The organism is Pseudomonas massiliensis, assembly GCF_000826105.1.
GTDB classification, from domain to species: Bacteria; Pseudomonadota; Gammaproteobacteria; order Pseudomonadales; family Pseudomonadaceae; genus Aquipseudomonas; species Aquipseudomonas massiliensis.
The window spans coordinates 321,171-341,655 of record NZ_CCYK01000005.1; the positions used below are offsets into that span (position 1 = coordinate 321,171).

Consider the following 20,485-nt stretch of genomic DNA (forward strand, 5'->3'; position numbering starts at 1 on the left):
GCGAGCGGGCCGCGTCAGACGACTTGCGCGGCTTCCTCACGATGGGCGGTATGCAACACTTCGATAAGGCAGTCTTCCAGTTCGAAACGCTCATGAAGAATGCCCCCGAGTTCCTTGAGCCGCGCCGAGAGGTCGGCGAAGTCCGAGCAGTCACCCTTGTCGCAATGATCGTTGAATTTCAGGCAGCCCTGGGTAAGCGCCTCGAGACGCGGGCAGATCTGCTCCGCCAGTTCCAGCCCACGGTCGTCGCCGAAGGCCTTGGCTTCCTGGGTCAGTTGCTCGTAGACACCGAAATGCCCCGCCGAGACGTAGTCCACCAGTAGGCCACAGAAATCCTGGAGCCCCGAGCGCCGTAACCGGCCTTCCTCGGAAGCCTCTTCGATCGCCGCGAAAGCAACGATAAGGCTCTGGCGGTCCTGCAGCCAGCGATCGATGATCAGGTGAACCCCGCCCCAACGTTCCTGCGCATTCTGACAACTTTCCAGCATGGTCTGATCTTCCCTTGAGGTTCACGTTGAAGACGGAACGCAAACCAGCCAATGGCCAGTGAACTCGCACTTTACGTCCCATCCGGCGTAGCAAAGGGCCACGATCCGGTACGTTATTGCAGCCCTGCCGCGCGACATGGGCTTAGGGTGTTATACACGTGTTTACCTGAATGAGGGCGTTCAACGCTGAATAAGCTGACCCAGCGTAATCAGGCCTAAACCCGTGAACACCAGCAGGCTCCATTCAGGCAGGCTCAGGCCCGACAGCGTCCAATTGATGGCGGCGCAACCGGGCGCTCCCGAGATGAACAGCTTGAGGGCCTGAAGCAGAGCCTCAGACTGGTGCGCATCGAAAAGGTTCGCCGTACACAGCGTGTCGCTCGCGGGTGATCGGGATTGCCACCAGAGCTGGCGAAGCGAAGCGGCGACACCCACGGCGATAGGTACCATGTTGAAGCTCGCGTAGACCCGACGACCTGATCGCTCAGGCTGGTGAAGCCACGCCGATGCGCAGACGAAAGCCACCGCGACCAGGCAGCCTTCCTGCAAGGCACGCAGGGAGCATGCCGGCAGGATTACCGTCCGAGTTAGATAGGCCGTCGCACCTAGTGCCAGCGAGGCCACAACGAACGCCAACACAAACAGATGACGCGAACGGGCCATGGGCATGGACGATCCAGGTACGCGATAGACAGACAGCAACGGTAGTGGAAAGGCCAAAGCGCTTTCAAGGCAACGCAGGCAAGAAACAATCTGAAAAACGCCGCTGTGCAAAGGCTGACCAGCGGCGTTGTGGGCGACTCTTCAGGCCCGCCCTGGCTCCGGCAGCGGCAAGGCCAGGAGACGCTCATCCAGCAAGCCGAGGCCCTCCTGGAACAACGCATTGCTGCGCGCCGTGTCTCCCAGCTGGGCCAACAGGCGCGCCAGTTCGGCACAGGCTTCGGGGTTGCGCTGGTACTTGAGGCTTGTTTCGAAATAGTCCCGTGCCTTGCCCCATAGCCGGTTCTGCAAACTGATGCGGCCCAGGGTCAGCAGCAACGCCGGATCTTGCGGATGCGCCTTGAGCAGCCCTTCGGCAAAAGCCAATGACTTGGCAGGTTCATGTCCCATCAGCAAGCCATACTGACGCGCCAGATGGCTATCGTATTGCCGCTTAAGGGCTCCCCTGACTACTTCTTCAGCCTTGGCGGAGGCACCCAGCCGGCGTAGCCGCTCGGCATAGCTGAGCACCAGAGGCGCCTCTTGCCGCTGGCCGGCGCTGAGCTGTTGCCAGGCGCGGTCCAGCGCCTGCTCGTCGCCGCCCTCGCCTTCGAGTTCGCCCTGCAACAAGCGCTGCCCCACGGCTCGGGCCTCCAGGCTGGCGAGCTCCTCGCCGGTCATGACCTTGTGCTTGCGCAGTTCAGGCACCAAGCGGGTCAATTGCGACCATTGTTCTCGTTGCGCACAAAGACCGGCCAGTTGCCGCAGGACCTGACGATTGCCGGGGTAACGCTCGTGCATGACGCTGAGGGTCTCAAGCGCGCCGGCACCATCGCCCCGTTCTGCCTGAAATTGCGCATGACTCAGGGCAATGGCCAGCTCTGCCTTGGGCTGTCGCTCCAGGGCACGCTCGAGCAGGCGGTCACTTTCCTCGTGGAGCCCTTGCTCATTGGCGGCGCGGGCAGCACCCAGGTAGTAGAACAGAGGGTAACGCTCGCCTTCAGCGGCCAGCTTGAGGTGCTTATGGGCGCTGGCCCAACGCCCTTCGGCCAGGTCCACCTGCCCGCGCGCGATGGCGTCCTGCAGCCGGCGACGACGATTGCGGCCGGACCATGGGTTGACCAGCCGACCGGACGTCAGCAGAAGACGTGCCAGCCCGGCTAGCAGGAAGATGGCCAATGCCAGCGCCACCAGGGCGGCAAGCGTGGTCCAGAGTCCTGACTCATAGCGAAAGACGTGAGGATAGTCGACCAATACATAGCCCGGGCTCAGCGAAACCCCCAGGCCGATCACCAAAGCCAGGGCGATGGTAAGGAACAGCCCCAAGTACAAGCGCTTCATGGATGCCGCTCCTGTTCCGCCGGAGCGCCATTTGCCTGATGGCGACGCGTGATATAGCCCTGGAGGGCCGACAGGCTCCCAGCCAGGTCGGGGGTTTGTACGGTCACACGGCTACCCGCCAGCTCGTTCAACCGGGCAAGCAGGGCCTGCGCCTGGGTATTGTCCTGATTGAAATCGGTAGTCAGTACGTCCCGAGCCTGATCCAGCGCTTGCTTGAACACAGCCTGCTCACCGTTCAAGGCCGCCCACTGGGCCTGCTCCAGGGCCAAGCCGAGCGCCAGGCGCACCTGACCCAGGCTCTGCCCGGCCAGCAGCGGACGAACACTGGCGTCCGGGTTGAAATCAATGCGGAAGAAGCTGGATATGCGGGCCCACCACTGACGCCAGTGAAGCGTACTATCATCGGCGGCCATGCCGGCGGCCACGCGATCGGCCTCGAACTGCGGCGCCAGTGCGGAAAGCTGCGTCGCCTGCTCACGCAAGGCAGCCAACTGAAGGAACAGGCCTGTACGATCCGGTTGCTCGGTAGCCTGCAATGCCGCCAGGCTGCGTGCCAGCTGTTCCCGCGCCGCGAAGGCGTTGGGGTCGTCCTGCTCACGTAGAATGTCATCGGCCCCCTGCAACAGGGCCCGAGCGCTGTTTATGTCCTGCAGGGCCGACAAGCGAAGACTTGCCAGGCGCACCAGGTGCTCGGCCTCGGCCAGGCGCCAGTCCTGCCGGCTGGCGCCCAGCACGGTTTCCAGGCGCTGCCCAAGCCGCTGCTGGTCGGCCTGGAGCTGAGCCAGCAAGCGCCGCCGTTCTTCCAGTTCGGTGGCGGGAGGCAACTGCGCAAGACGCTCATCCAGGGCTTGCGTCTGCTGCCCAAGGGTGCGATTGGCCGTGGCCAGTGTTTCGACCTGTGCGCCCTGCCGATGCTGGCTAGCGTCGAGCTGACGCAACTGCCAGGCGGCCCAGCCTCCTAAACCAAGCCCGCCCGCAGCGATCAGCAAGGCCAGCGCGGCAAGGCCGCGCCCAGCACGCGGCCGTTCCAGCGCCGAACGCGGTGGTGGATTGCCGGCCGATGGCTTGGCTGTTCCATTGGCGGGGGCAATCGGCGGCTCGACTGCCGACTTACCCTGGGGAGCGCCGGCCGCGTCCTTTACCGGCGAGGTCGCCGGCTTGCGAACGGGCTCTTGCGGATCATGGGGCGGGACAGTATCGCTCACGTAGTCTTCCTTTATTCAGAGCAGGGTTCACGGGCTGTGGACCGCCAACGCGGCAACCAGAGCGGCAGTGCTCGCACCTTCGCAATTGATCGGGCGATGACAGCCGAGCCCGTGGGCCAGGCCCGCTACCCGCGCGCTGGGTACGAACAGCGGCATGGCAGCCAATGCCGGCCATGCACTGCCAGCGAGCCGGTGCAAATGTTCCAGCCCCTGACCACTGCTGACCACCACGCCATTCAAGCGTTCCGCTTGCAGCCGCTGGGCCACAGCGTTGGCAGCATAATCAGGAACGCCACGCCGGTACAGTTCGAGGTACCCCACCTGAGCGCCTCGCTCGCCAAGTTGATCTGCCAACCAGTCGCGCCCGCCTTCGCCGCGTATGATCAATATGCGCGGACAAGGCCTGGCCAGGACAGCCGCCAGCGCAGGCAAGCGCAATAATGCCTCGCTGTCGTCACCCTGGGCTGAATAATGGGCATCGAGCCCCGCTTCACGCAGAACGGCGGCGGTCGCCGGGCCAACCGCGAACCACTGAAGCCCAACCCGCTGCTCGCGGGGCGGCAGACCTTGCAGGCACAACCGGGCGGCCGGCTTGCTGACCACGATCACCGCATCGAGTGCCTGCCAGGCCTGGACCCTCAATACAGGCAAAGGCGTCAATGGCCGGATTTCAAGCATTGGCATGAGGGCCCCGTAATAGCCCTGCTCGGCCAAGGCCTCGGCCAGCGGACGGCCTTCAGCCGCCGGCCGGGTCAAGAGCAATCGCCAGGCCATCAGGCAGACGGCGCTTGGCCATAGACTTCGTCGAGGATCGCCTGAGCGCCTTGCTCGAGCAGCGTCTCGGCCACCTGCTGCCCCAGGGCTTCGGCGTGCTCCTGGGTGGCCCGAGCTTCGGCGCGCAACAGCAGGCTGCCATCTGGCCGCCCCACCAACCCACGCAGCCATAATTGATCACCTTCGATGATCGTGTAGGCGGCGATAGGCACCTGGCACCCTCCGTTGAGATGGCGGTTCATGGCCCGCTCGGCAATCACCCGTACTGCAGTAGGGCCATGGTGCAAAGGCGCAAGCAAGGCTTGCAGTTCGGCATCGTGGGTGCGGCATTCGATACCTACCGCGCCCTGGCCTCCGGCTGGCAGGCAGTCTTCAGTGGTCAGGCTGCCGCGGATGCGTGCTTCCAGGCCCAGCCGGATCAAGCCGGCGGCCGCGAGGATGATCGCGTCATAGTCGCCGGCGTCCAGCTTGGCCAGGCGGGTATTGACGTTGCCTCGCAGGAAGCGGATTTGCAGGTCGGGACGCATCGCCAGCAGTTGAGCCTGCCGACGCAGGCTCGAGGTACCCACGACGCTGCCCTGGGGAAGCTCGTCGAGGCTGCCGAAATGATTGGACACAAAAGCGTCCCGAGGATCCTCGCGTTCGCAAATGCAATACAGGCCCAGCCCCTCGGGGAAATCCATGGGCACGTCTTTCATGGAGTGCACGGCGATGTCGGCTTCGTCTTCCAGCAGTGCTGTTTCGAGCTCCTTGACGAACAGGCCCTTGCCACCGATTTTCGCCAGGGGTGAATCGAGCAGCTTGTCGCCGCGGCTCACCATGGGTACCAGGCTGACCTGCAGCCCCGGATGGGCCTGTTCCAGGCGAGCCTTGACGAAGTTGGCCTGCCAGAGTGCCAGCGCGCTCTTGCGCGTGGCGATGCGAACCGTGCGAACGAACATGTGGACCATTACCCAAGCCGAGAGACCGACGATGATACCAGCTCAGCCTGAGCTCCGGCCCACAGGGTACGCTATCGACCAGATAGGCAAGGACCGGGCTGCGCCTACAGCTGCTGCATTTCCTTGCGCACACCTGCGACATGTCGACGGCTTACCGTCAGGGCATCTCCACTGAGCCCTTTCACGTACAGCTGGAAGTGGCCCAGCGGTGTGCGCTGCAAGCGCTCCATTCGCTCACGGGCCACCAGCGCGTTGCGATGGATGCGAACGAAGCGGTCGCCGAACTCATCTTCCAGCGCCTTGAGCGGTTCGTCCAACAGGACCTCGCCGTTCTCGTGGCGCAAGGTCACGTATTTATGGTCGGCGATGAAGTAGATCACCTGCTCCAGGGGAATCAGCTCGATGCCTTTGCGGGTACGCGCGCTGATATGGGTGCGGGGCCCGGCCCCATTGCTCGCCGCCGGCCGGGTCAAGGCGGCCAGGGTTGCCCGGTTGGGCCGCTCGGCTCGCTTGAGGGCGTCGGAAAGCTTGTCGGAACTCACGGGCTTGAGCAGGAAGCGCCCAAGGTTGTTTTCCACGGCGGTGGAGGCAAATTCCCCCTGGCCCGTACAAAAGACCACGGCTGGCGGTGCATCGCGCTCGCATAGGCGAGCGGCTACCTGCAAGCCATCGAGCCCGGGCAGGCGCATGTCCAGCAGCACCACGTCGGGCTTGAGGCTGTCGATCAGCGTCAGGGCTTCCTCGCCGCTACCGGCACCGGGCTCCAGGACGCTATACCCCTCGAGGTCGCTGACCATTCGGCTCAGTTTCTCGCGGGCCATGGGTTCGTCATCAACGATCAGGACATTCATAGAGTGCCGGATTCCTGCGTAAGTCTCGCGGATAAATAGCGTAGACAGGTGAACTGACGGCCGTAGCGGCGTACCTCGCTGAGACTGGTGGCCGTATGGAAAAGTGCCCTAGACCACAGCGATCTGTCGCCCGGGCCTTTGCCTTCGGGCAATTCGGCCGAGTGACCACATACTGCCGCACAATGATCGAGACGCAATTGGACTCTCCCTTCGGTCACTTGCCTGGCTGGCCCAAGGCTGGACCACCGCGCACAGCCCTTGCCGCGCTAGCGGCTTCCCTTTCAACTGTAGACGTTCGCAGGCGGCACATTGCTCAATCGGCATCACGCCCGCCCATGCCCAGGCGCCCTTCATATCCAGGCCGCCAGCCCTGCCGGGCAGGTGCAACCCTGTTATGATGGACGCCATTTTTCCGTTCGAACCCAACGAGCCAGTCATGAGCACCGACAAGACCAACCAGTCCTGGGGCGGCCGCTTCAGCGAACCCGTCGACGCCTTCGTCGCCCGCTTCACCGCCTCGGTCACCTTCGACCGTCGCCTGTACCGTCACGACATCATGGGGTCGATCGCCCACGCCACCATGCTGGCTCAGGTGGGAGTGCTGACCACGTCCGAGCGTGACGCCATCATCCAGGGGCTGGAGGCCATCCAGGGCGAGATCGAGGCCGGTGACTTCGACTGGCGCGTGGACCTGGAAGACGTGCACATGAACATCGAGGCTCGGCTTACCGACCGCATCGGTGTGACCGGCAAGAAGCTGCACACCGGGCGCAGCCGCAACGACCAGGTAGCCACGGACATCCGCCTGTGGCTGCGTGACGAGATCGATACCATCCTGGGCGAGATCACCCGTTTGCAGAAGGGGTTGCTGGAGGTGGCCGAGCGCGAAGCCGGCACCATCATGCCGGGCTTCACTCATCTGCAAACCGCGCAGCCGGTGACCTTCGGGCATCACCTTCTGGCCTGGTTCGAAATGCTCAGCCGTGACCATGAACGCCTGGTGGACTGCCGCAAGCGCACCAACCGCATGCCGTTGGGCAGCGCCGCGCTGGCAGGCACCACCTACCCCATCGACCGGGAAATCACCTGTCGGCTGCTGGGATTCGAAGCCGTGGGCGGCAACTCCCTGGACGGCGTATCGGATCGGGACTTCGCCATCGAGTTCTGCGCCGCCGCCAGCCTGGCCATGATGCACCTGTCCCGCTTCTCCGAGGAACTGGTGCTCTGGACCAGCGCCCAGTTCCAGTTCATCGACCTGCCGGATCGCTTCTGCACGGGCAGCTCCATCATGCCGCAGAAGAAAAACCCGGACGTGCCCGAGCTGGTCAGAGGCAAGAGCGGCCGCGTGTTCGGTGCCCTTACTGGCCTGCTGACCTTGATGAAAGGTCAGCCCCTGGCTTACAACAAGGACAACCAGGAAGACAAGGAACCCCTGTTCGACGCGGCCGATACCTTGCGCGACTCCCTACGGGCCTTCGCCGACATGATCCCGGCCATCAAGCCGCGCCATCAGGTGATGCGCGAAGCGGCCCTGCGCGGTTTTTCCACTGCCACGGACCTGGCCGACTACCTGGTACGCCGGGGGCTGCCTTTCCGTGACTGCCACGAAATCGTTGGCCACGCGGTGAAACATGGGGTGGAGACCGGCAAGGACCTGGCCGAGATGAGCCTGGATGAACTACGTCGCTTCAGCGACCAGATCGACGCCGACGTATTCGAGGTATTGACCCTCGAAGGCTCGGTCAACGCCCGGGATCATATCGGCGGTACCGCCCCGGCTCAGGTCCAGGCCGCGGTTATTCGGGGCCAGGCGCTGCTGGCCCAACGCCGGGGAGCGGATCATGAGTGAAGACATGGACGACGAAGCGTTCGCCGAAGCTACCCTGACCGATGCTATCCGCAATCAGTTGGAAAGCGGGGAGCCGCCCGCCGCCCAGGCAACTTTTAACAAGTTGAAACTGGTGGGATACGAAGAAGCCGATATTCTCAAGCTCATGGCCCACGTGCTGGCGATCGAAATCGACAACATGCTCAGGGCCGACCGCCCCTTCGACAGCGCCTGGTACGAAGAGGCGCTTCGTGCCTTGCCCACGCTTCCGGGTGAGAACGAAGACGCCTGAAGTCAACGTCGAAGTGGCCTCAAGGCGCCGCCTGGCAGCGGCGCCGTTCCCAAAACAAAAGCGAGGCCGCCACATGACCTACACGCCGGAACTGATCGCCGAACTCGAACTGCTGATGTTGTTCAACCTGGCCAACACCCAGGAAGGTCTCAAGGTGCACCACACCGCGACCGCCTCGGCAATTGCCGCGGCCCGGCGGTTGCATGAAAAGGAACTGGTCACCCAGCCCGATGGTGGCTACCTCACCAGTCTTGGCCTGGAGGCGGCCGAGCACGCCCAAGGCCTGGCGACCATCCTGGGCGCGACCGAAAACGCCTGATGGCCTAAAGCTTCCATGCTTGCGGCCGATACTCCGGATACCCGCCTATCGGCCTGGCAGGCCTTCCTGAAATGAATCGCAGCCCTGAAATCCGTCCGGATCTGGACACTGGTATCGATCGCAAGGTGCTGACTCAATTGCGCCAGCGCTTCCTGACGGTCAACCAGGGCCGCCTCGAGCGAGCAAGCGAAGGGTTCGCCGCCCGACAGCAGGCCGTATTACGGCTTTTGCCTCTGCTGTTCCACGTCAATCACCCGCTTTTGCCTGGCTATGTTTCCGGTTTCACGCCGGCCGGTGTGAGTGCTTACGAACCTGACGACGAGGTGCTGGCCGAAGCCCAGCGGCTGACGCGCTCGTTCACCTACAAGGCCCGCCGTGGCAATGCCCCGGCTCCGATCTTCGGCCTGTTCCTGATGGGCAGCCTTGGCAGCCTGGCCCAGGACGAGCGAAGCGACATGGACGTCTGGGTATGCCATGGTCCTGATCTGCCCGGCGAGGCGCTGGACGAGCTTCAACGCAAATGCCGGGGCATCGAGGCCTGGGCAGCCAGCCAGGGGGCCGAAGCGCATTTTTTCCTGATCGATTGCCAGCGGTTCGTTCGTGAAGACCGTGACAACCAGCTCAGCTCCGATGACAGCGGCACCACTCAGCACTACCTGCTGCTTGACGAATTCTACCGTTCCGCCATCTGGCTGGCCGGGCGCACTCCGCTCTGGTGGCTTGTGCCTGTGTATCAGGAAGCCAGTTATGTACCCTTCACCGAGGCATTGCTAAGCAAGCGCTTCATTCGTGAACAGGACGTCCTCGACCTGGGCAACCTTTCACGCATTCCAGCGAGGGAATACGTGGGCGCCAGCCTCTGGCAACTGTTCAAAGGCCTGGAGTCCCCGTACAAGTCCCTGCTCAAGCTATTGCTGATCGAAGTCTATGCTGCCCAGCATCCGGCGGTAGAGTGCGTCAGCCTCCAGCTCAAGCAAGCCATCTATGCGGGCCGTCTCGACCTGGACGAGCTGGACCCCTACATGATGGTGTACCGGCGCATCGAGGCCTACCTGCTTGGCAAAGGTGACCTGGACCGGTTGGAACTGGTGCGTCGCAGCCTGTACCTCAAGGTCAACCGCAAGGTCAGCCAGGCCCGACCTGGCCGCCCCTCGAACTGGCGTCTGCAGGCCATGCAGCGCCTGGCCAGTGAATGGGGCTGGAGCGAGCGGCAAGTGCGCCTGCTGGACAGCCGTAGCCAATGGAAGCTTGGCCAGGTAGCCAGCGAACGCCAGGCACTGGTGGGCGAACTCAACGCGAGCTATCGCTTCATTACCCGCTTCGCCCGTACCCAACCCAGCGAAAGCCAGGGTAATCGCAAAGACCTCAATGTCCTCGGACGTCGCCTGTATGCCGCCTTTGATCGTCGCTGCGGCAAGATCGAAATCCTGAACCCTGGGATTGCCCCGAACCTGGCCGAAGACACCCTTACCCTGTTGCAAGGGCCCAACCGGCGCGAGCCTGGCAAGCGGCTGTGGTACCTGTATCGGGGCAACCACAGCAGCACCGAGTGCGAGCAATACACGCCTTTGCGCCGCGGCCCGGACCTGATCGAGCTGCTGACCTGGTGCCACCGCAATGGGGTCATCACCAGCGCCACCCGGCTGGCCCTTCATCCGGGCGACTCGGAGCTGACCGAATTCGAACTGTACAACCTGCTCGGCACCTTGCAGCGCCTGATGCCGCTGCCGCTGCCGGTGGTCCGCGAGGCCGTGCTGTTACAGCCTAGCGTTCCCACTGAGATGCTTCTGCTGGTGAACGTAGGCGTCGACCCACTCAAGCATCATCGGGAATTGAACATCCTGATGACCACCGAGCGCACCGACTCGCTCAGCTACGCGGGCCTGCGCGACAACCTGGTGCTGACCCTGGACCAGATAACGCTCAACAGCTGGAACGAAGTGCTGTACCAACGCTACGACGGTCGACATGCGCTGCTCGACTGCCTGCGCGACCACCTGAATGCGTTGCCCGGCAACCGTCCAGGCCCCAGCTTGCGGGTAAGCTGCTTCTGCCACAACCGGGCCCAGGCCATCAGCACCCGTGTGCAGGAATTGTTCGACACCGCCGTCGAGTTGCTGGAACGCCAGCTTGGCCACCGTTACCTGATCCAGGTGGAGCAGCAATACCATGTGCTGGAACTGGTGCCGGGGCAGGTTCGGCACGTGCCCCTGCCCAACCTCTCGGTGTTGCTGGACTACTTGTCACGCCCGCTCAGGCAATACAGTCCCTTGCATCTGGACGCCTATGCCCTGGCAAGCCACGAGCTGGCATTGATCCTGCCCTATGGGCATCCCGATTGCGTACAAGTGTTCTACAGCCGCCAGGGTAATGAGGCGACCCTGTATGTACTGGATGAATACAACGGGCTATGGCGTTACAAACTGCCCTACCATAACGAAGCGAGCCTGCTGTCACCCTTGCACCGGTTCCTGCAATCAGTGGCCTACAGGCGCGAAGCCCGGTTGGCGATGGATGGCCCGTCCATGCTTGGCCCACTGTATTACCGAGTCAACAGCCAGCCAGGCCAGCCTCGCTCGGTGGAGCGTCGTACCCCGCCCCAGGGGGATCAGGACGTCCACTCCCTGGCGGTACAGGCCATCCTCAAGAAGCGGACAGAGGGCCCGCCGCAGGTGACGCTGTTTTGCAACGAGCGGGAATTCAGCGACCTGGAGTATGGCGACCGCCTGTATACCGAGGTGGCCAGGGCCATCGTCGGCCAGCGCCGGGACAGCACTGGCTATCGGTGCTATATCACCGACCTGGACCTTTCCGGCCTGGGCGGGGAGCAGAACCTGGCCAGCAGCGTTTACCTGCGCTACAAGGCCACGCTCGAGGAAGCTCTCAACGCAGCCCTGCGGGCCTAGCCGTGCTCGTGGGCCAGCCTGGCCTTGCGCTGTTCGGCCAGGCCGACGATTTCGCGACGCCGCTCATCGCTGGCCGCCCGCCATTCGCGGATGTGCTCCACGTGCCGGTGGCAGCCTTGGCAATAGCGGGCCTCGTCGAGCTTGCACAGGCTGACGCAGGGTGACTTCACGACGCTGCTGATATTGGTGTAAAGCGGTTTGGCAGCCATCAGATCTCTTCGAAATCCAATTTTTCGCCTGTCTGTTCGAATACGATCCGCACCAGCATTTCGTTAAGCAACTCGTCTGTAGAGTCACACATCCACTTGCCGCTTTCTTCGTCGTAGTCGAAGTGGAATCCGCCCGAACGCGCCGCAAGCCAAAGCTGACGCAACGGCGGCTGACGGCTGAAGATCAGTTGGGTGCCGTTGTCGAAGCGGATAGTCAGGATACCCGCGGAATTTTCCACATCCACATCCAGGCCGCTGTCTTCGAACAGGACATCCAGGGCCTGCTGGGTCTCGTCCACCAGATCGTGAAAACGCGCTTCGCTCAAACTCATCGGCAACCTCGAATATCGGACGGGCAAACAACGCGGCACGATACGAGCACAACCGGTGGAATGCAAAGACTATCCACTGCCAGGGACGCCCGCCCGGCGGGGTGGTCATTTCGTAGGCAATACCGCGCCTCGCCGGTATACTCGGGCGCAACTGACGGTTTATTCGAAGGATTTCCCATGAAGCGCCTGATCGCCTCATTCGCTGCGCTGGTCGCGGTAGCCTGCCTGCTGTCCGCCTGTGGCCAGAAAGGCCCACTCTATCTGCCCGATGACGGCAGGCATGACGGGCACAGCCAGTCGCACCAGCACGAATAAGGGTCGATATGAACGCTTTCAACTACCGCGACGGCCAGCTGTTCGCGGAAGAGGTCGCGTTGTCTGACCTCGCCGAACGTTTCGGTACACCGCTCTATGTGTACTCCCGTGCCCACATCGAAGCGCAATACCGGGCCTACGCCGATGCGTTGCAGGGCGTAGAGCACCTGGTGTGCTACGCCGTGAAGGCCAACTCCAACCTGGCCGTGCTCAATGTGCTCGCACGCCTGGGCGCGGGCTTCGACATCGTGTCCGGCGGCGAGCTCGAGCGTGTCCTGGCCGCCGGCGGCCGAGCCGACCGCATCGTGTTCTCTGGCGTGGGCAAGACCCGCGCGGACATGCGCCGGGCGCTCGAGGTAGGTGTGCACTGCTTCAATGTCGAGTCCACCGACGAGCTGGAGCGGCTGCAGGAAGTTGCCGCGCAGCTGGGCGTTCGCGCCCCGATCTCCTTGCGCGTGAACCCGGACGTGGATGCCGGCACCCACCCGTACATCTCCACCGGACTCAAGGAAAACAAGTTCGGCATCGCCATCGAGCAGGCCGAGGATGTGTACATCCGCGCTGCACAGCTGCCGAACCTGGAAGTGGTAGGCGTGGACTGCCACATCGGTTCCCAGCTCACCACCCTGGCTCCCTTCCTCGATGCGCTTGATCGCCTGCTGGCCCTGGTAGACCGCCTCGGCGAGTGCGGCATCTACCTTCGTCATATCGACCTGGGGGGCGGTGTGGGCGTGCGTTACCGAGATGAACAGCCGCCGGAAGTAGCCGCCTACATCCAGGCCGTGCGCGAGCGTACCGTCGGGCGCGACCTGGCGCTTCTGTTCGAGCCTGGCCGCTTCATCGTGGCCAATGCCGGCGTACTGGTTACTCGGGTCGAATACCTCAAGCACACCGAGCACAAGGACTTCGCCGTGGTCGACGCGGCCATGAACGACCTGATCCGGCCGGCCCTGTATCAGGCGTGGATGGACGTCGTCCCCGTGCAGCCGCGCAATTCCACGCCACGTAGCTACGACATCGTCGGGCCCATTTGCGAAACCGGTGACTTCCTCGCCAAATCCCGCGACCTGGCGCTGGCCGAGGGCGACCTCCTGGCAGTGTGTTCGGCGGGCGCCTATGGCTTCGTGATGAGTTCCAACTACAACACCCGCGGCCGCTGCGCCGAGGTGCTGGTGGACGGTGCCCAGGCGCACCAGGTACGTCGCCGCGAATCCGTGGCCGAACTCTACGCGGGCGAAAGCCTGCTACCGGAGTAACGGCCATGTTATTGCGCTTTACCAAGATGCATGGGCTGGGTAACGATTTCATGGTCATCGACCTGATCAGCCAGCATGCCCACATCACTCCCAAGCACGCCCGCCAGTGGGGCGACCGGCATACGGGCATCGGTTTTGACCAGCTCCTGCTGGTCGAGGCACCTACCAATCCGGACGTGGACTTCCGTTATCGGGTCTTCAACGCCGATGGCTCGGAAGTGGAACAATGCGGCAATGGTGCGCGCTGCTTCGCCCGCTTCGTGCTGGACAAGCGGCTTACGGCGAAGAAGAAGATTCGGGTCGAGGTCAAGAAAGGGATCATAGAGCTCGACGTACGCAGTGACGGCCAGGTCAGGGTCGACATGGGTCCGCCCCGGCTTTCGCCCGCCGAAGTTCCGTTCCAGGCCGACCAGGACCAGCTTACCCATGTACTGGAAGTGGATGCCCAGGCCTACGAGATCGCCGCGCTTTCCATGGGCAACCCTCACGCCGTGATCCGGGTCGAGGACGTGGACGCCGCCCCGGTGCGCACTCTCGGCCCGCGTATCGAAAACCACCCACGCTTTCCCGAGCGAGTGAACGCAGGCTTTTTGCAGGTGATCGACCGCCAGCGTGGCAAGCTCAGGGTATGGGAACGCGGCGCCGGAGAAACCCAGGCCTGCGGTACTGGCGCTTGCGCCGCGGCCGTGGCGGCTATCGCCCAGGGCTGGATGGACTCCCCGCTGACCCTGGAGCTGCCTGGCGGACGATTGACCCTGGAGTGGGATGGCTCTGGTCAGCCGGTGATGATGACCGGGCCGGCCATGCGCGTATTCGAAGGCCAGGTCCGCTTGTAAACACTACAGGAGCCCCGATGAGCGACGAGCCGTTTCCCACCACCGCCCCGAAGGATGCTTCGGGCGATGAGCTGACGACCGACGCGGTCGTGGCATTCCTGCGTCACCAGCCGGATTTCTTCCTGGATCAGGAAGAACTGCTCGCCGGGCTGCGCATCCCCCATAAACGGGGGGACACGGTGTCCTTGGTGGAGCATCAGCTCAAGCTGCTGCGCGACCGTAACAGCGAGCTGCGTCAGCGTCTGACGCACCTGATGGACGTGGCCAGGGACAACGACCGCCTGTTCGACAAAACCCGACGCCTGATGCTGGACCTGCTCGATGCTACCAGCCTCGAAGAGGTAGTGATGGCAGTGGATGACAGCCTGCGCCAGTCCTTCAAGGTGCCTTTCGTCAGCCTCATCCTGTTCACCGAAGCGCCCGGTACGGTCGGCCGATCAATGCCTCTGGAGGAGGCCCAGCAGGTACTCGGCGCACTGTTGACCGAACCGCGCCCCGTCGCCGGCACGTTGCGTCCGACGCAGCTGCAGTTCCTGTTCGGACGGGAGCATGAAAGCGTGGCCTCCTGCGTAGTCGCACCCCTGGCGTACCAGGGCGTCCACGGAGTTCTGGCTATCGGCAGCACCGACCCGGAGCAATACCGCAGCTCGGTCGGCACGCTGTTCCTGGCCCATGTCGCCGAAGTGTTGGGCCGTGTGCTGCCCAGGGTAACCGGCACCTTGCGTTCGGTGCGCTGACCATGCAGGCGCACCTGGGCCGCTTTCATGAGCACTTGCGCACGGAACGGCAAGCTTCCGCCCATACCCTGCAGGCTTATCGCAACGACCTGGCCAAGGTGCTGGAATATTGCGAACAGGCCGGTATCGCGCAGTGGTCGGCGCTTACCCCTGCCTTGGTGCGACGGCTGATTGCACGCCTGCACCAGCATGGGCAGGCGCCTAAAAGCCTGGCCAGGTTGCTCAGCGCGCTACGTGGCTTCTATGGCTGGCTACTGCGCGAAGGCTTGTGCGAACACAATCCGGCCCTGGGCATCTCGGCGCCCAAGGATGCGCGCCGTCTGCCGAAAGTGCTGGACACGGACCGGGCCCAGCAACTTCTGGACGGCGCGGTGGAAGACGACTTCATTGGCCGCCGTGACCAGGCCATGCTCGAGCTGTTCTACTCTTCCGGGCTGCGCTTGTCGGAACTGGCCGGATTGGACCTGAGCGCGCTGGACCTGAACGAAGGACTGGTACGGGTGCAAGGCAAGCGGAACAAGACGCGCATCGTGCCCGTCGGCACGAAGGCTCGCGAGGCTGTGCGCCAATGGCTGGCCCATCGTGGCCTGGCCAGCCCCGCAGACAACGCCTTGTTCATCAGCAAGCGCGGTGAGCGCCTGGGCCCCCAGGCCATTCGCCTGCGGGTCCAGGCCGCAGGCCAGCGGGAACTTGGCCAGCCCCTGCACCCGCACATGCTGCGTCACTCATTCGCCAGTCACGTGCTGGAATCGTCCCAGGATCTGCGTGCCGTACAAGAGATGCTAGGCCACGCGGATATCTCCACCACCCAGATCTACACCCACCTGGATTTCCAGCACCTGGCCAAGGTGTACGATAGCGCTCATCCGCGCGCCAAGCGCAACAAGGACCCGTCACAGTCATGACCATCGAGTTGGTAACCTTCGACCTGGACGACACCCTGTGGCATACCGCGCCGGTTATCCAGAGCGCGGAGATCGTGTTGCGCGAGTGGCTGGCCGAGCATGCCTCCAGACTCGGCCCCTTCCCACCGGAGCGCCTGCATGAAATCCGCCAGCGCCTGGTCATGGCCGACAGCAGCCTGGTCCACCGCATCAGCCATCTACGCCGCCAAGTATTGTTCACGGCCCTGCAGGAAGCGGGCTACGCGCCGTCACAGGCCGAGACGCTGGCGCACGATGCCTTCGAAGCCTTTCTCCACGCACGCCATCAGGTGACCTTTTTCCCTGACGCCGCCTCGACCCTCGAGACGCTCGCGCGGCGCTATACCCTTGGCGCGCTCACCAATGGCAATGCCGACGTGCGTCGGTTGGGCGTGGCAGATTATTTCAGCTTCGCCCTGTGCGCCGAAGATGTAGGGGTCGGCAAGCCGGACCCACGTACCTTCGAAGAAGCCCTCAGGCGCGGGCACAGCCAGGCCAGCCGGGCCGTGCATGTGGGCGATAACCCGCGGGATGATATCGAAGGCGCCCAGCAGGCTGGGCTACGCGCCGTGTGGTACAACCCCCAGGGTTTGCCCTGGAACGGCGACGCACGACCGGATGGCGAGATCGCTACCCTGGGCGAACTGCCCGATCTGCTGGCTGGCTGGGCGGCGCCCTAGCGACTGCGCTGCCCGCCAGGCTCATAAGCCGTTGGCCTGGCGGGCGAGCCGGTTCAGATCGGCCGGCTGCCGTACTTGTTGTCCGGCTTGCGGGGTGGATCGGCCACGACATTGGCTTCCACCTCCTGAATCCTGCCGCCACGGGAAAGAAACTCTTCCATGGCCTTGGCCAAGGCATCACGTTCCTTCTGCTTGGCCTCGATGCTCGGCAGCTCATCCACGCTCACCGCGGCCTTCTTGCTCTTGCCCGCGGGGGCAGGGGTGTCGCCTACCTCGCTATCGTCTTCGGCAACGTCTTCGGCGCCTGCTTCGAGGGTTTCCTCGGTATCGTCCTCGTCACCCACTTCCAGGTCGTCTTGTTCCAGATCGTCGTCGCTCATCGTCCTACCTCATGTATTGCCGGAGCAGTTGTATAAAGCCCGGCGTGCCGCCTTAGGGCACAACCGGAAGAAATACCGAGGGCGCACCCCTACCCTTCGCCGCAGAGCGTGGCGATTACGCGCCTGGGGCCGCCATGGTCGCGGTGCTCGCCCAGATACACGCCCTGCCAGGTACCCAGCGCCAGGCGCCCGGCTCGTACCGGCAAGCTGAGCTCGCAGCCCAACAGGCTGGCCTTGAAATGCGCCGGAAGGTCGTCTTCGCCCTCGTCGTTGTGTTCGTAACCGCGCGTGCCCTCCGGTACCAGGCGGTCGAAGAACCGCTCGAAATCCCGACGCACAGCGGGGTCTGCATTTTCATTCACTGTTAGTGAAGCGGAGGTATGTTGCAACCAGATGTGCAACAAGCCAACCTGACATTTTGCCAAGCCTGGCACGCCCGCCACTATTTCCTCGGTTACCAGGTGAAAGCCCCGAGGCCGTGCCGCCAAGGTGATGGTCGTCTGCTGCCACATGGGGCATTCTCCACGGAGTCGGGCGCATTCTAGCGCGCTCGAAGAAAAAGCAAAGTCCTGTATCAGTGCCGGCTTTTCCTACAAAGAGGCTGAAGGGCCGAGGCTATCTGGAATGATGTCGCCAGCATTTTCCGGCCGCTTGAAGCAGTGACAAATCGTGAATAAAAAAATGCCCGGAAAACCGGGCATTTTTTCGCGAACGGAAGCGCAACCCGTTCAGCTTGCTTGCATGATCAGGCCTTACAAGTTGTAGCCGCGCTCGTTGTGCAGGGAAAGGTCCAGGCCCACGGCTTCTTCCTCTTCGGAAGCGCGCAGCCCCATGAGCAGATCCAGCACCTTGAGAATCACGAAGGTTGCAATGGCGGTGTAGATCACCGTGAAACCTACGCCTTTGGCCTGCACCCACAGCTGGGCGCCAATGTCTTCCACGGTTCCGAAACCGCCCATGGCAGGCGCGGCGAATATGCCGGTCAGCAGTGCGCCGATGATGCCGCCGACGCCATGGACCCCGAACGCGTCCAGCGAATCGTCATAGCCAAGCTTGCGCTTGAGGGTAGTGGCGCTGAAGAAGCAGAGGACACCAGCGGCCAGGCCTATGATCAGCGCCCCCATGGGGCCGACGGTCCCGGCCGCGGGAGTGATGGCTACCAGGCCGGCGACGACGCCGGAAGCAATGCCCAGGGCACTTGGCTTGCCGTGGAAGATCCATTCGGCGAACATCCAGCCCAGCGCCGCGGCGCCGGTGGCGATCTGAGTCACAAGCATGGCCATGCCGGCGGTACCGTTGGCGGCCGCCGCGGAGCCCGCGTTGAAGCCGAACCAGCCTACCCACAGCATTGCCGCGCCTACCAGGGTGTAGCCCAGGTTATGCGGCGCCATTGGGGTGGTGGGGTAGCCTTTGCGCTTACCGAGCACCAGGCAGGTCACCAGGCCGGCGATACCCGCGTTGATGTGCACCACAGTGCCACCGGCGAAGTCCAGCACGCCCCAGTCCCACATCAGGCCACCGTTGCCACTCCATACCATGTGGGCGATCGGCGCGTAGACGAGGGTGAACCAGACGCCCATGAACACCAGCATCGCGGAGAACTTCATGCGTTCAGCGAAGGCCCCTACGATCAGGGCCGGAGTGATGATGGCGAAGGTCATCTGGAAGGTGATGAATACGGCTTCAGGGAACAAGGCCGTGGCGGAGGTCAGGCTGGCCGGGGTGACACCCGCCAGGAAGGCCTTGCCCATGCCGCCGACGAAGGAGTTCAGGTTAACGACACCCTGCTCCATACCGGTTGTGTCGAATGCCATGCTGTAGCCGTAGATGAACCAGAGCACGGTGATCAGCCCCGTGATCGCGAAACACTGCATCATCACCGACAGCACGTTCTTGGAGCGCACCATGCCTCCGTAGAACAGGGCCAGGCCCGGAATGGTCATGAACAGGACCAGCGCGGTAGAGGTGAGCATCCAGGCGGTATCGCCGGAGTTGAGCACAGGCGCCGCCGCCTCGTCAGCCAGGGCCAGGCCCGGCATTACGACAGACAACAGGGCGCCTAGCCCTGCGAATTGACGCAGAGTCATATTGTTTACTCCTGGGGCTTTTTTTAGGGGTTCGGCTTAGATCGCGTCGGTATCGGTTTCGCCGGTACGAATGCGGATCGCCTGTTCCAGATTGACGACGAAAATCTTGCCGTCACCGATCTTGCCGGTGTTGGCAGCCTTGGTGATGGCCTCGATCACGCGGTCCAGGTCCTTGTCGTCGATGGCGACGTCGATCTTCACCTTCGGCAGAAAATCCACCACGTATTCAGCGCCACGGTACAGCTCGGTGTGACCCTTCTGCCGACCGAAGCCCTTGACTTCAGTGACGGTAATGCCCTGCACGCCGATTTCCGACAGCGACTCGCGCACGTCGTCCAGCTTGAACGGCTTGATGATGGCAGTGACTAGCTTCATGAAACTCTCTCCCGAATTGGTGGACTTGCCCCAGGAAACAAACCCAGCTCAAGTCTATGCGCAGTGTTCGGCTTTGTAACGCGTCACCGGCCTGGCCCTGCCCGCGCCGCGAACACCGTTGCTGACGAACACCCCCTGCTCCGCCTGCGCACTGCGTTCGCCTGTCTGGTCGCCATCAGTGCATGGGTCGCCTGGCTTCAAGCAGAAACCTTGCCACTTCTGGCCAACCCCCGGATTTCGCCTCTGTCGTAGTGCTTGATGGCAAAAAGAAATCGCTGGCTCATGGCAGCCGCACAGCATTGGTGCGGCGCCCTACCACATGGCGCCCAACAAGTGTGCGTGGCTGCAGCGCCCGGCAGCCACCGACACGCGTGATACACTTGCAGGCAGTCGCCCCCTTTGGAACCGTTTTCCATGCTCCCGCCCAAAGCTTTTCTCGATGCCTTGACCGACCAAGCCAGCCGTCTGCTAGGGGGTGATGCACTACCGCCTCGGCAGGAGTTCGAAAACCAGTTTCGGACACTGCTGCAAGGCGCTTTCTCGCGCCTCGACCTGGTCAGCCGGGAAGAATTCGATACGCAGATGGCGGTCCTGGCCCGTACACGGGCCAAGGTCGACGCGCTGGAAGCCAGGCTGGGCGAGCTGGAAACGCGCCTGGCGTCCGCAGAGGCCCTGCCGACCGCACCTGACCAGGCTTGATCTGACCGCCTT

The 20,485-nt window shown here is 63.3% G+C and carries 23 protein-coding genes and 1 pseudogene; 11 read left to right on the forward strand and 13 right to left on the reverse strand.

What is annotated here, in order from left to right:
- Window positions 1-14: 14 nt before the first annotated feature.
- The 7 genes from BN1188_RS04895 to BN1188_RS04920 form a co-directional block, all read right to left on the reverse strand.
- Window positions 15-488 carry an Rsd/AlgQ family anti-sigma factor gene (locus BN1188_RS04895; protein ID WP_040260262.1) on the reverse strand — a complete coding sequence of 158 codons (474 nt, stop codon included), beginning with the start codon at window positions 486-488 and terminating at the stop codon, window positions 15-17.
- Between the two features lie 180 nt (window positions 489-668).
- Window positions 669-1,157 (reverse strand): disulfide bond formation protein B, encoded by a 489-nt coding sequence (locus tag BN1188_RS04900; RefSeq protein WP_052469157.1) that lies wholly within the window; start codon window positions 1,155-1,157, stop codon window positions 669-671.
- A gap of 135 nt (window positions 1,158-1,292) precedes the next feature.
- On the reverse strand, window positions 1,293-2,528 hold the full coding sequence (locus BN1188_RS04905) for a heme biosynthesis HemY N-terminal domain-containing protein (protein ID WP_040260264.1): 1,236 nt from the start codon (window positions 2,526-2,528) through the stop codon (window positions 1,293-1,295).
- Entirely contained in the window at window positions 2,525-3,619 is a 1,095-nt protein-coding gene (locus BN1188_RS21890) for a uroporphyrinogen-III C-methyltransferase (protein ID WP_040260550.1), read from the reverse strand. The genes BN1188_RS04905 and BN1188_RS21890 overlap by 4 nt, the downstream gene beginning before the upstream one ends.
- A 141-nt stretch (window positions 3,620-3,760) precedes the next feature.
- Window positions 3,761-4,510 carry a uroporphyrinogen-III synthase gene (locus BN1188_RS21895; protein ID WP_232430902.1) on the reverse strand — a complete coding sequence of 250 codons (750 nt, stop codon included), beginning with the start codon at window positions 4,508-4,510 and terminating at the stop codon, window positions 3,761-3,763.
- Window positions 4,507-5,448: a hydroxymethylbilane synthase gene (gene hemC / locus BN1188_RS04915; RefSeq protein WP_040260551.1), complete on the reverse strand. Its 942-nt coding sequence runs from the start codon at window positions 5,446-5,448 to the stop codon at window positions 4,507-4,509. Before hemC ends, BN1188_RS21895 begins: the two co-directional genes overlap by 4 nt.
- A gap of 104 nt (window positions 5,449-5,552) precedes the next feature.
- Window positions 5,553-6,299 (reverse strand): LytR/AlgR family response regulator transcription factor, encoded by a 747-nt coding sequence (locus BN1188_RS04920; RefSeq protein WP_040260267.1) that lies wholly within the window; start codon window positions 6,297-6,299, stop codon window positions 5,553-5,555.
- A 436-nt stretch (window positions 6,300-6,735) separates the two neighbouring features.
- Between BN1188_RS04920 and argH the strand changes: the two genes are divergently transcribed.
- The 4 genes from argH to BN1188_RS04940 all read left to right on the forward strand — a co-directional run bounded on the left by argH (window position 6,736) and on the right by BN1188_RS04940 (window position 11,644).
- Entirely contained in the window at window positions 6,736-8,148 is a 1,413-nt protein-coding gene (gene argH / locus BN1188_RS04925; protein ID WP_040260552.1) for an argininosuccinate lyase, read from the forward strand.
- Window positions 8,141-8,419 carry a hypothetical protein gene (locus BN1188_RS04930; protein ID WP_040260268.1) on the forward strand — a complete coding sequence of 93 codons (279 nt, stop codon included), beginning with the start codon at window positions 8,141-8,143 and terminating at the stop codon, window positions 8,417-8,419. The genes argH and BN1188_RS04930 overlap by 8 nt, the downstream gene beginning before the upstream one ends.
- Window positions 8,420-8,492: 73 nt before the next feature.
- Window positions 8,493-8,738, forward strand: a complete 246-nt coding sequence (locus BN1188_RS04935) for a TIGR02647 family protein (RefSeq protein ID WP_040260269.1) — start codon at window positions 8,493-8,495, stop codon at window positions 8,736-8,738.
- 71 nt (window positions 8,739-8,809) lie between these two features.
- Window positions 8,810-11,644 carry a class I adenylate cyclase gene (locus BN1188_RS04940; RefSeq protein WP_040260270.1) on the forward strand — a complete coding sequence of 945 codons (2,835 nt, stop codon included), beginning with the start codon at window positions 8,810-8,812 and terminating at the stop codon, window positions 11,642-11,644.
- On the opposite strand, the gene BN1188_RS04945 is transcribed toward BN1188_RS04940, so the two are convergent.
- Together BN1188_RS04945 and cyaY are read right to left on the reverse strand one after the other, a co-directional pair.
- Entirely contained in the window at window positions 11,641-11,853 is a 213-nt protein-coding gene (locus BN1188_RS04945) for a DUF1289 domain-containing protein (protein ID WP_040260271.1), read from the reverse strand. The two genes, BN1188_RS04940 and BN1188_RS04945, sit on opposite strands and share 4 nt — an antisense overlap.
- Window positions 11,853-12,185 carry an iron donor protein CyaY gene (gene cyaY / locus BN1188_RS04950; RefSeq protein WP_040260273.1) on the reverse strand — a complete coding sequence of 111 codons (333 nt, stop codon included), beginning with the start codon at window positions 12,183-12,185 and terminating at the stop codon, window positions 11,853-11,855. The genes BN1188_RS04945 and cyaY overlap by 1 nt, the downstream gene beginning before the upstream one ends.
- A 177-nt stretch (window positions 12,186-12,362) precedes the next feature.
- Here cyaY and lptM point away from each other — a divergent pair.
- The 6 genes and pseudogenes from lptM to BN1188_RS04980 all read left to right on the forward strand — a co-directional run.
- A pseudogene (lptM, locus tag BN1188_RS04955) lies at window positions 12,363-12,497 on the forward strand (LPS translocon maturation chaperone LptM); the annotation flags it as partial.
- A gap of 11 nt (window positions 12,498-12,508) precedes the next feature.
- Window positions 12,509-13,756, forward strand: a complete 1,248-nt coding sequence (lysA, locus tag BN1188_RS04960) for a diaminopimelate decarboxylase (protein WP_040260276.1) — start codon at window positions 12,509-12,511, stop codon at window positions 13,754-13,756.
- Between the two features lie 5 nt (window positions 13,757-13,761).
- The gene (gene dapF, locus BN1188_RS04965; RefSeq protein WP_040260277.1) at window positions 13,762-14,592 is read left to right on the forward strand and encodes a diaminopimelate epimerase; all 831 of its coding nucleotides are present in this window, start codon (window positions 13,762-13,764) and stop codon (window positions 14,590-14,592) included.
- A gap of 17 nt (window positions 14,593-14,609) precedes the next feature.
- A complete protein-coding gene (locus tag BN1188_RS04970) occupies window positions 14,610-15,329 on the forward strand; it encodes a DUF484 family protein (RefSeq protein ID WP_040260278.1) in 720 nt (239 codons plus the stop codon).
- 2 nt (window positions 15,330-15,331) lie between these two features.
- The gene (gene xerC / locus BN1188_RS04975; protein WP_040260279.1) at window positions 15,332-16,234 is read left to right on the forward strand and encodes a tyrosine recombinase XerC; all 903 of its coding nucleotides are present in this window, start codon (window positions 15,332-15,334) and stop codon (window positions 16,232-16,234) included.
- A complete protein-coding gene (locus BN1188_RS04980) occupies window positions 16,231-16,932 on the forward strand; it encodes an HAD family hydrolase (protein ID WP_040260280.1) in 702 nt (233 codons plus the stop codon). Before xerC ends, BN1188_RS04980 begins: the two co-directional genes overlap by 4 nt.
- Before the next feature lie 53 nt (window positions 16,933-16,985).
- Here BN1188_RS04980 and sutA read toward each other — a convergent pair whose 3' ends face one another.
- The 4 genes from sutA to glnK form a co-directional block, all read right to left on the reverse strand.
- A complete protein-coding gene (gene sutA, locus BN1188_RS04985; protein WP_040260281.1) occupies window positions 16,986-17,312 on the reverse strand; it encodes a transcriptional regulator SutA in 327 nt (108 codons plus the stop codon).
- A gap of 89 nt (window positions 17,313-17,401) precedes the next feature.
- Window positions 17,402-17,824 carry a secondary thiamine-phosphate synthase enzyme YjbQ gene (locus BN1188_RS04990; protein ID WP_040260282.1) on the reverse strand — a complete coding sequence of 141 codons (423 nt, stop codon included), beginning with the start codon at window positions 17,822-17,824 and terminating at the stop codon, window positions 17,402-17,404.
- A gap of 240 nt (window positions 17,825-18,064) precedes the next feature.
- The gene (locus tag BN1188_RS04995) at window positions 18,065-19,399 is read right to left on the reverse strand and encodes an ammonium transporter (RefSeq protein WP_040260283.1); all 1,335 of its coding nucleotides are present in this window, start codon (window positions 19,397-19,399) and stop codon (window positions 18,065-18,067) included.
- A 36-nt stretch (window positions 19,400-19,435) separates the two neighbouring features.
- On the reverse strand, window positions 19,436-19,774 hold the full coding sequence (gene glnK / locus BN1188_RS05000) for a P-II family nitrogen regulator (RefSeq protein WP_002555808.1): 339 nt from the start codon (window positions 19,772-19,774) through the stop codon (window positions 19,436-19,438).
- Window positions 19,775-20,188: 414 nt separating this feature from the next.
- Here glnK and BN1188_RS05010 point away from each other — a divergent pair, with 414 nt between their 5' ends.
- The gene (locus BN1188_RS05010) at window positions 20,189-20,473 is read left to right on the forward strand and encodes an accessory factor UbiK family protein (protein ID WP_040260285.1); all 285 of its coding nucleotides are present in this window, start codon (window positions 20,189-20,191) and stop codon (window positions 20,471-20,473) included.
- Window positions 20,474-20,485: the final 12 nt, after the last annotated feature.

Excerpts from the sequence above, each read along its gene's own strand:
- BN1188_RS04895 (WP_040260262.1), bottom strand. The coding sequence starts at position 488 with ATGCTGGAAAGTTGTCAGAATGCGCAGGAACGTTGGGGCGGGGTTCAC.
- BN1188_RS04900 (WP_052469157.1), bottom strand. The coding sequence starts at position 1,157 with ATGCCCATGGCCCGTTCGCGTCATCTGTTTGTGTTGGCGTTCGTTGTG.
- BN1188_RS04905 (WP_040260264.1), bottom strand. The coding sequence starts at position 2,528 with ATGAAGCGCTTGTACTTGGGGCTGTTCCTTACCATCGCCCTGGCTTTG.
- hemC (WP_040260551.1), bottom strand. The coding sequence starts at position 5,448 with ATGTTCGTTCGCACGGTTCGCATCGCCACGCGCAAGAGCGCGCTGGCA.
- BN1188_RS04920 (WP_040260267.1), bottom strand. The coding sequence starts at position 6,299 with ATGAATGTCCTGATCGTTGATGACGAACCCATGGCCCGCGAGAAACTG.
- argH (WP_040260552.1), top strand. The coding sequence starts at position 6,736 with ATGAGCACCGACAAGACCAACCAGTCCTGGGGCGGCCGCTTCAGCGAA.
- BN1188_RS04930 (WP_040260268.1), top strand. The coding sequence starts at position 8,141 with ATGAGTGAAGACATGGACGACGAAGCGTTCGCCGAAGCTACCCTGACC.
- BN1188_RS04935 (WP_040260269.1), top strand. The coding sequence starts at position 8,493 with ATGACCTACACGCCGGAACTGATCGCCGAACTCGAACTGCTGATGTTG.
- BN1188_RS04940 (WP_040260270.1), top strand. The coding sequence starts at position 8,810 with ATGAATCGCAGCCCTGAAATCCGTCCGGATCTGGACACTGGTATCGAT.
- BN1188_RS04945 (WP_040260271.1), bottom strand. The coding sequence starts at position 11,853 with ATGGCTGCCAAACCGCTTTACACCAATATCAGCAGCGTCGTGAAGTCA.
- cyaY (WP_040260273.1), bottom strand. The coding sequence starts at position 12,185 with ATGAGTTTGAGCGAAGCGCGTTTTCACGATCTGGTGGACGAGACCCAG.
- lysA (WP_040260276.1), top strand. The coding sequence starts at position 12,509 with ATGAACGCTTTCAACTACCGCGACGGCCAGCTGTTCGCGGAAGAGGTC.
- dapF (WP_040260277.1), top strand. The coding sequence starts at position 13,762 with ATGTTATTGCGCTTTACCAAGATGCATGGGCTGGGTAACGATTTCATG.
- BN1188_RS04970 (WP_040260278.1), top strand. The coding sequence starts at position 14,610 with ATGAGCGACGAGCCGTTTCCCACCACCGCCCCGAAGGATGCTTCGGGC.
- xerC (WP_040260279.1), top strand. The coding sequence starts at position 15,332 with ATGCAGGCGCACCTGGGCCGCTTTCATGAGCACTTGCGCACGGAACGG.
- BN1188_RS04980 (WP_040260280.1), top strand. The coding sequence starts at position 16,231 with ATGACCATCGAGTTGGTAACCTTCGACCTGGACGACACCCTGTGGCAT.
- sutA (WP_040260281.1), bottom strand. The coding sequence starts at position 17,312 with ATGAGCGACGACGATCTGGAACAAGACGACCTGGAAGTGGGTGACGAG.
- BN1188_RS04990 (WP_040260282.1), bottom strand. The coding sequence starts at position 17,824 with ATGTGGCAGCAGACGACCATCACCTTGGCGGCACGGCCTCGGGGCTTT.
- BN1188_RS04995 (WP_040260283.1), bottom strand. The coding sequence starts at position 19,399 with ATGACTCTGCGTCAATTCGCAGGGCTAGGCGCCCTGTTGTCTGTCGTA.
- glnK (WP_002555808.1), bottom strand. The coding sequence starts at position 19,774 with ATGAAGCTAGTCACTGCCATCATCAAGCCGTTCAAGCTGGACGACGTG.
- BN1188_RS05010 (WP_040260285.1), top strand. The coding sequence starts at position 20,189 with ATGCTCCCGCCCAAAGCTTTTCTCGATGCCTTGACCGACCAAGCCAGC.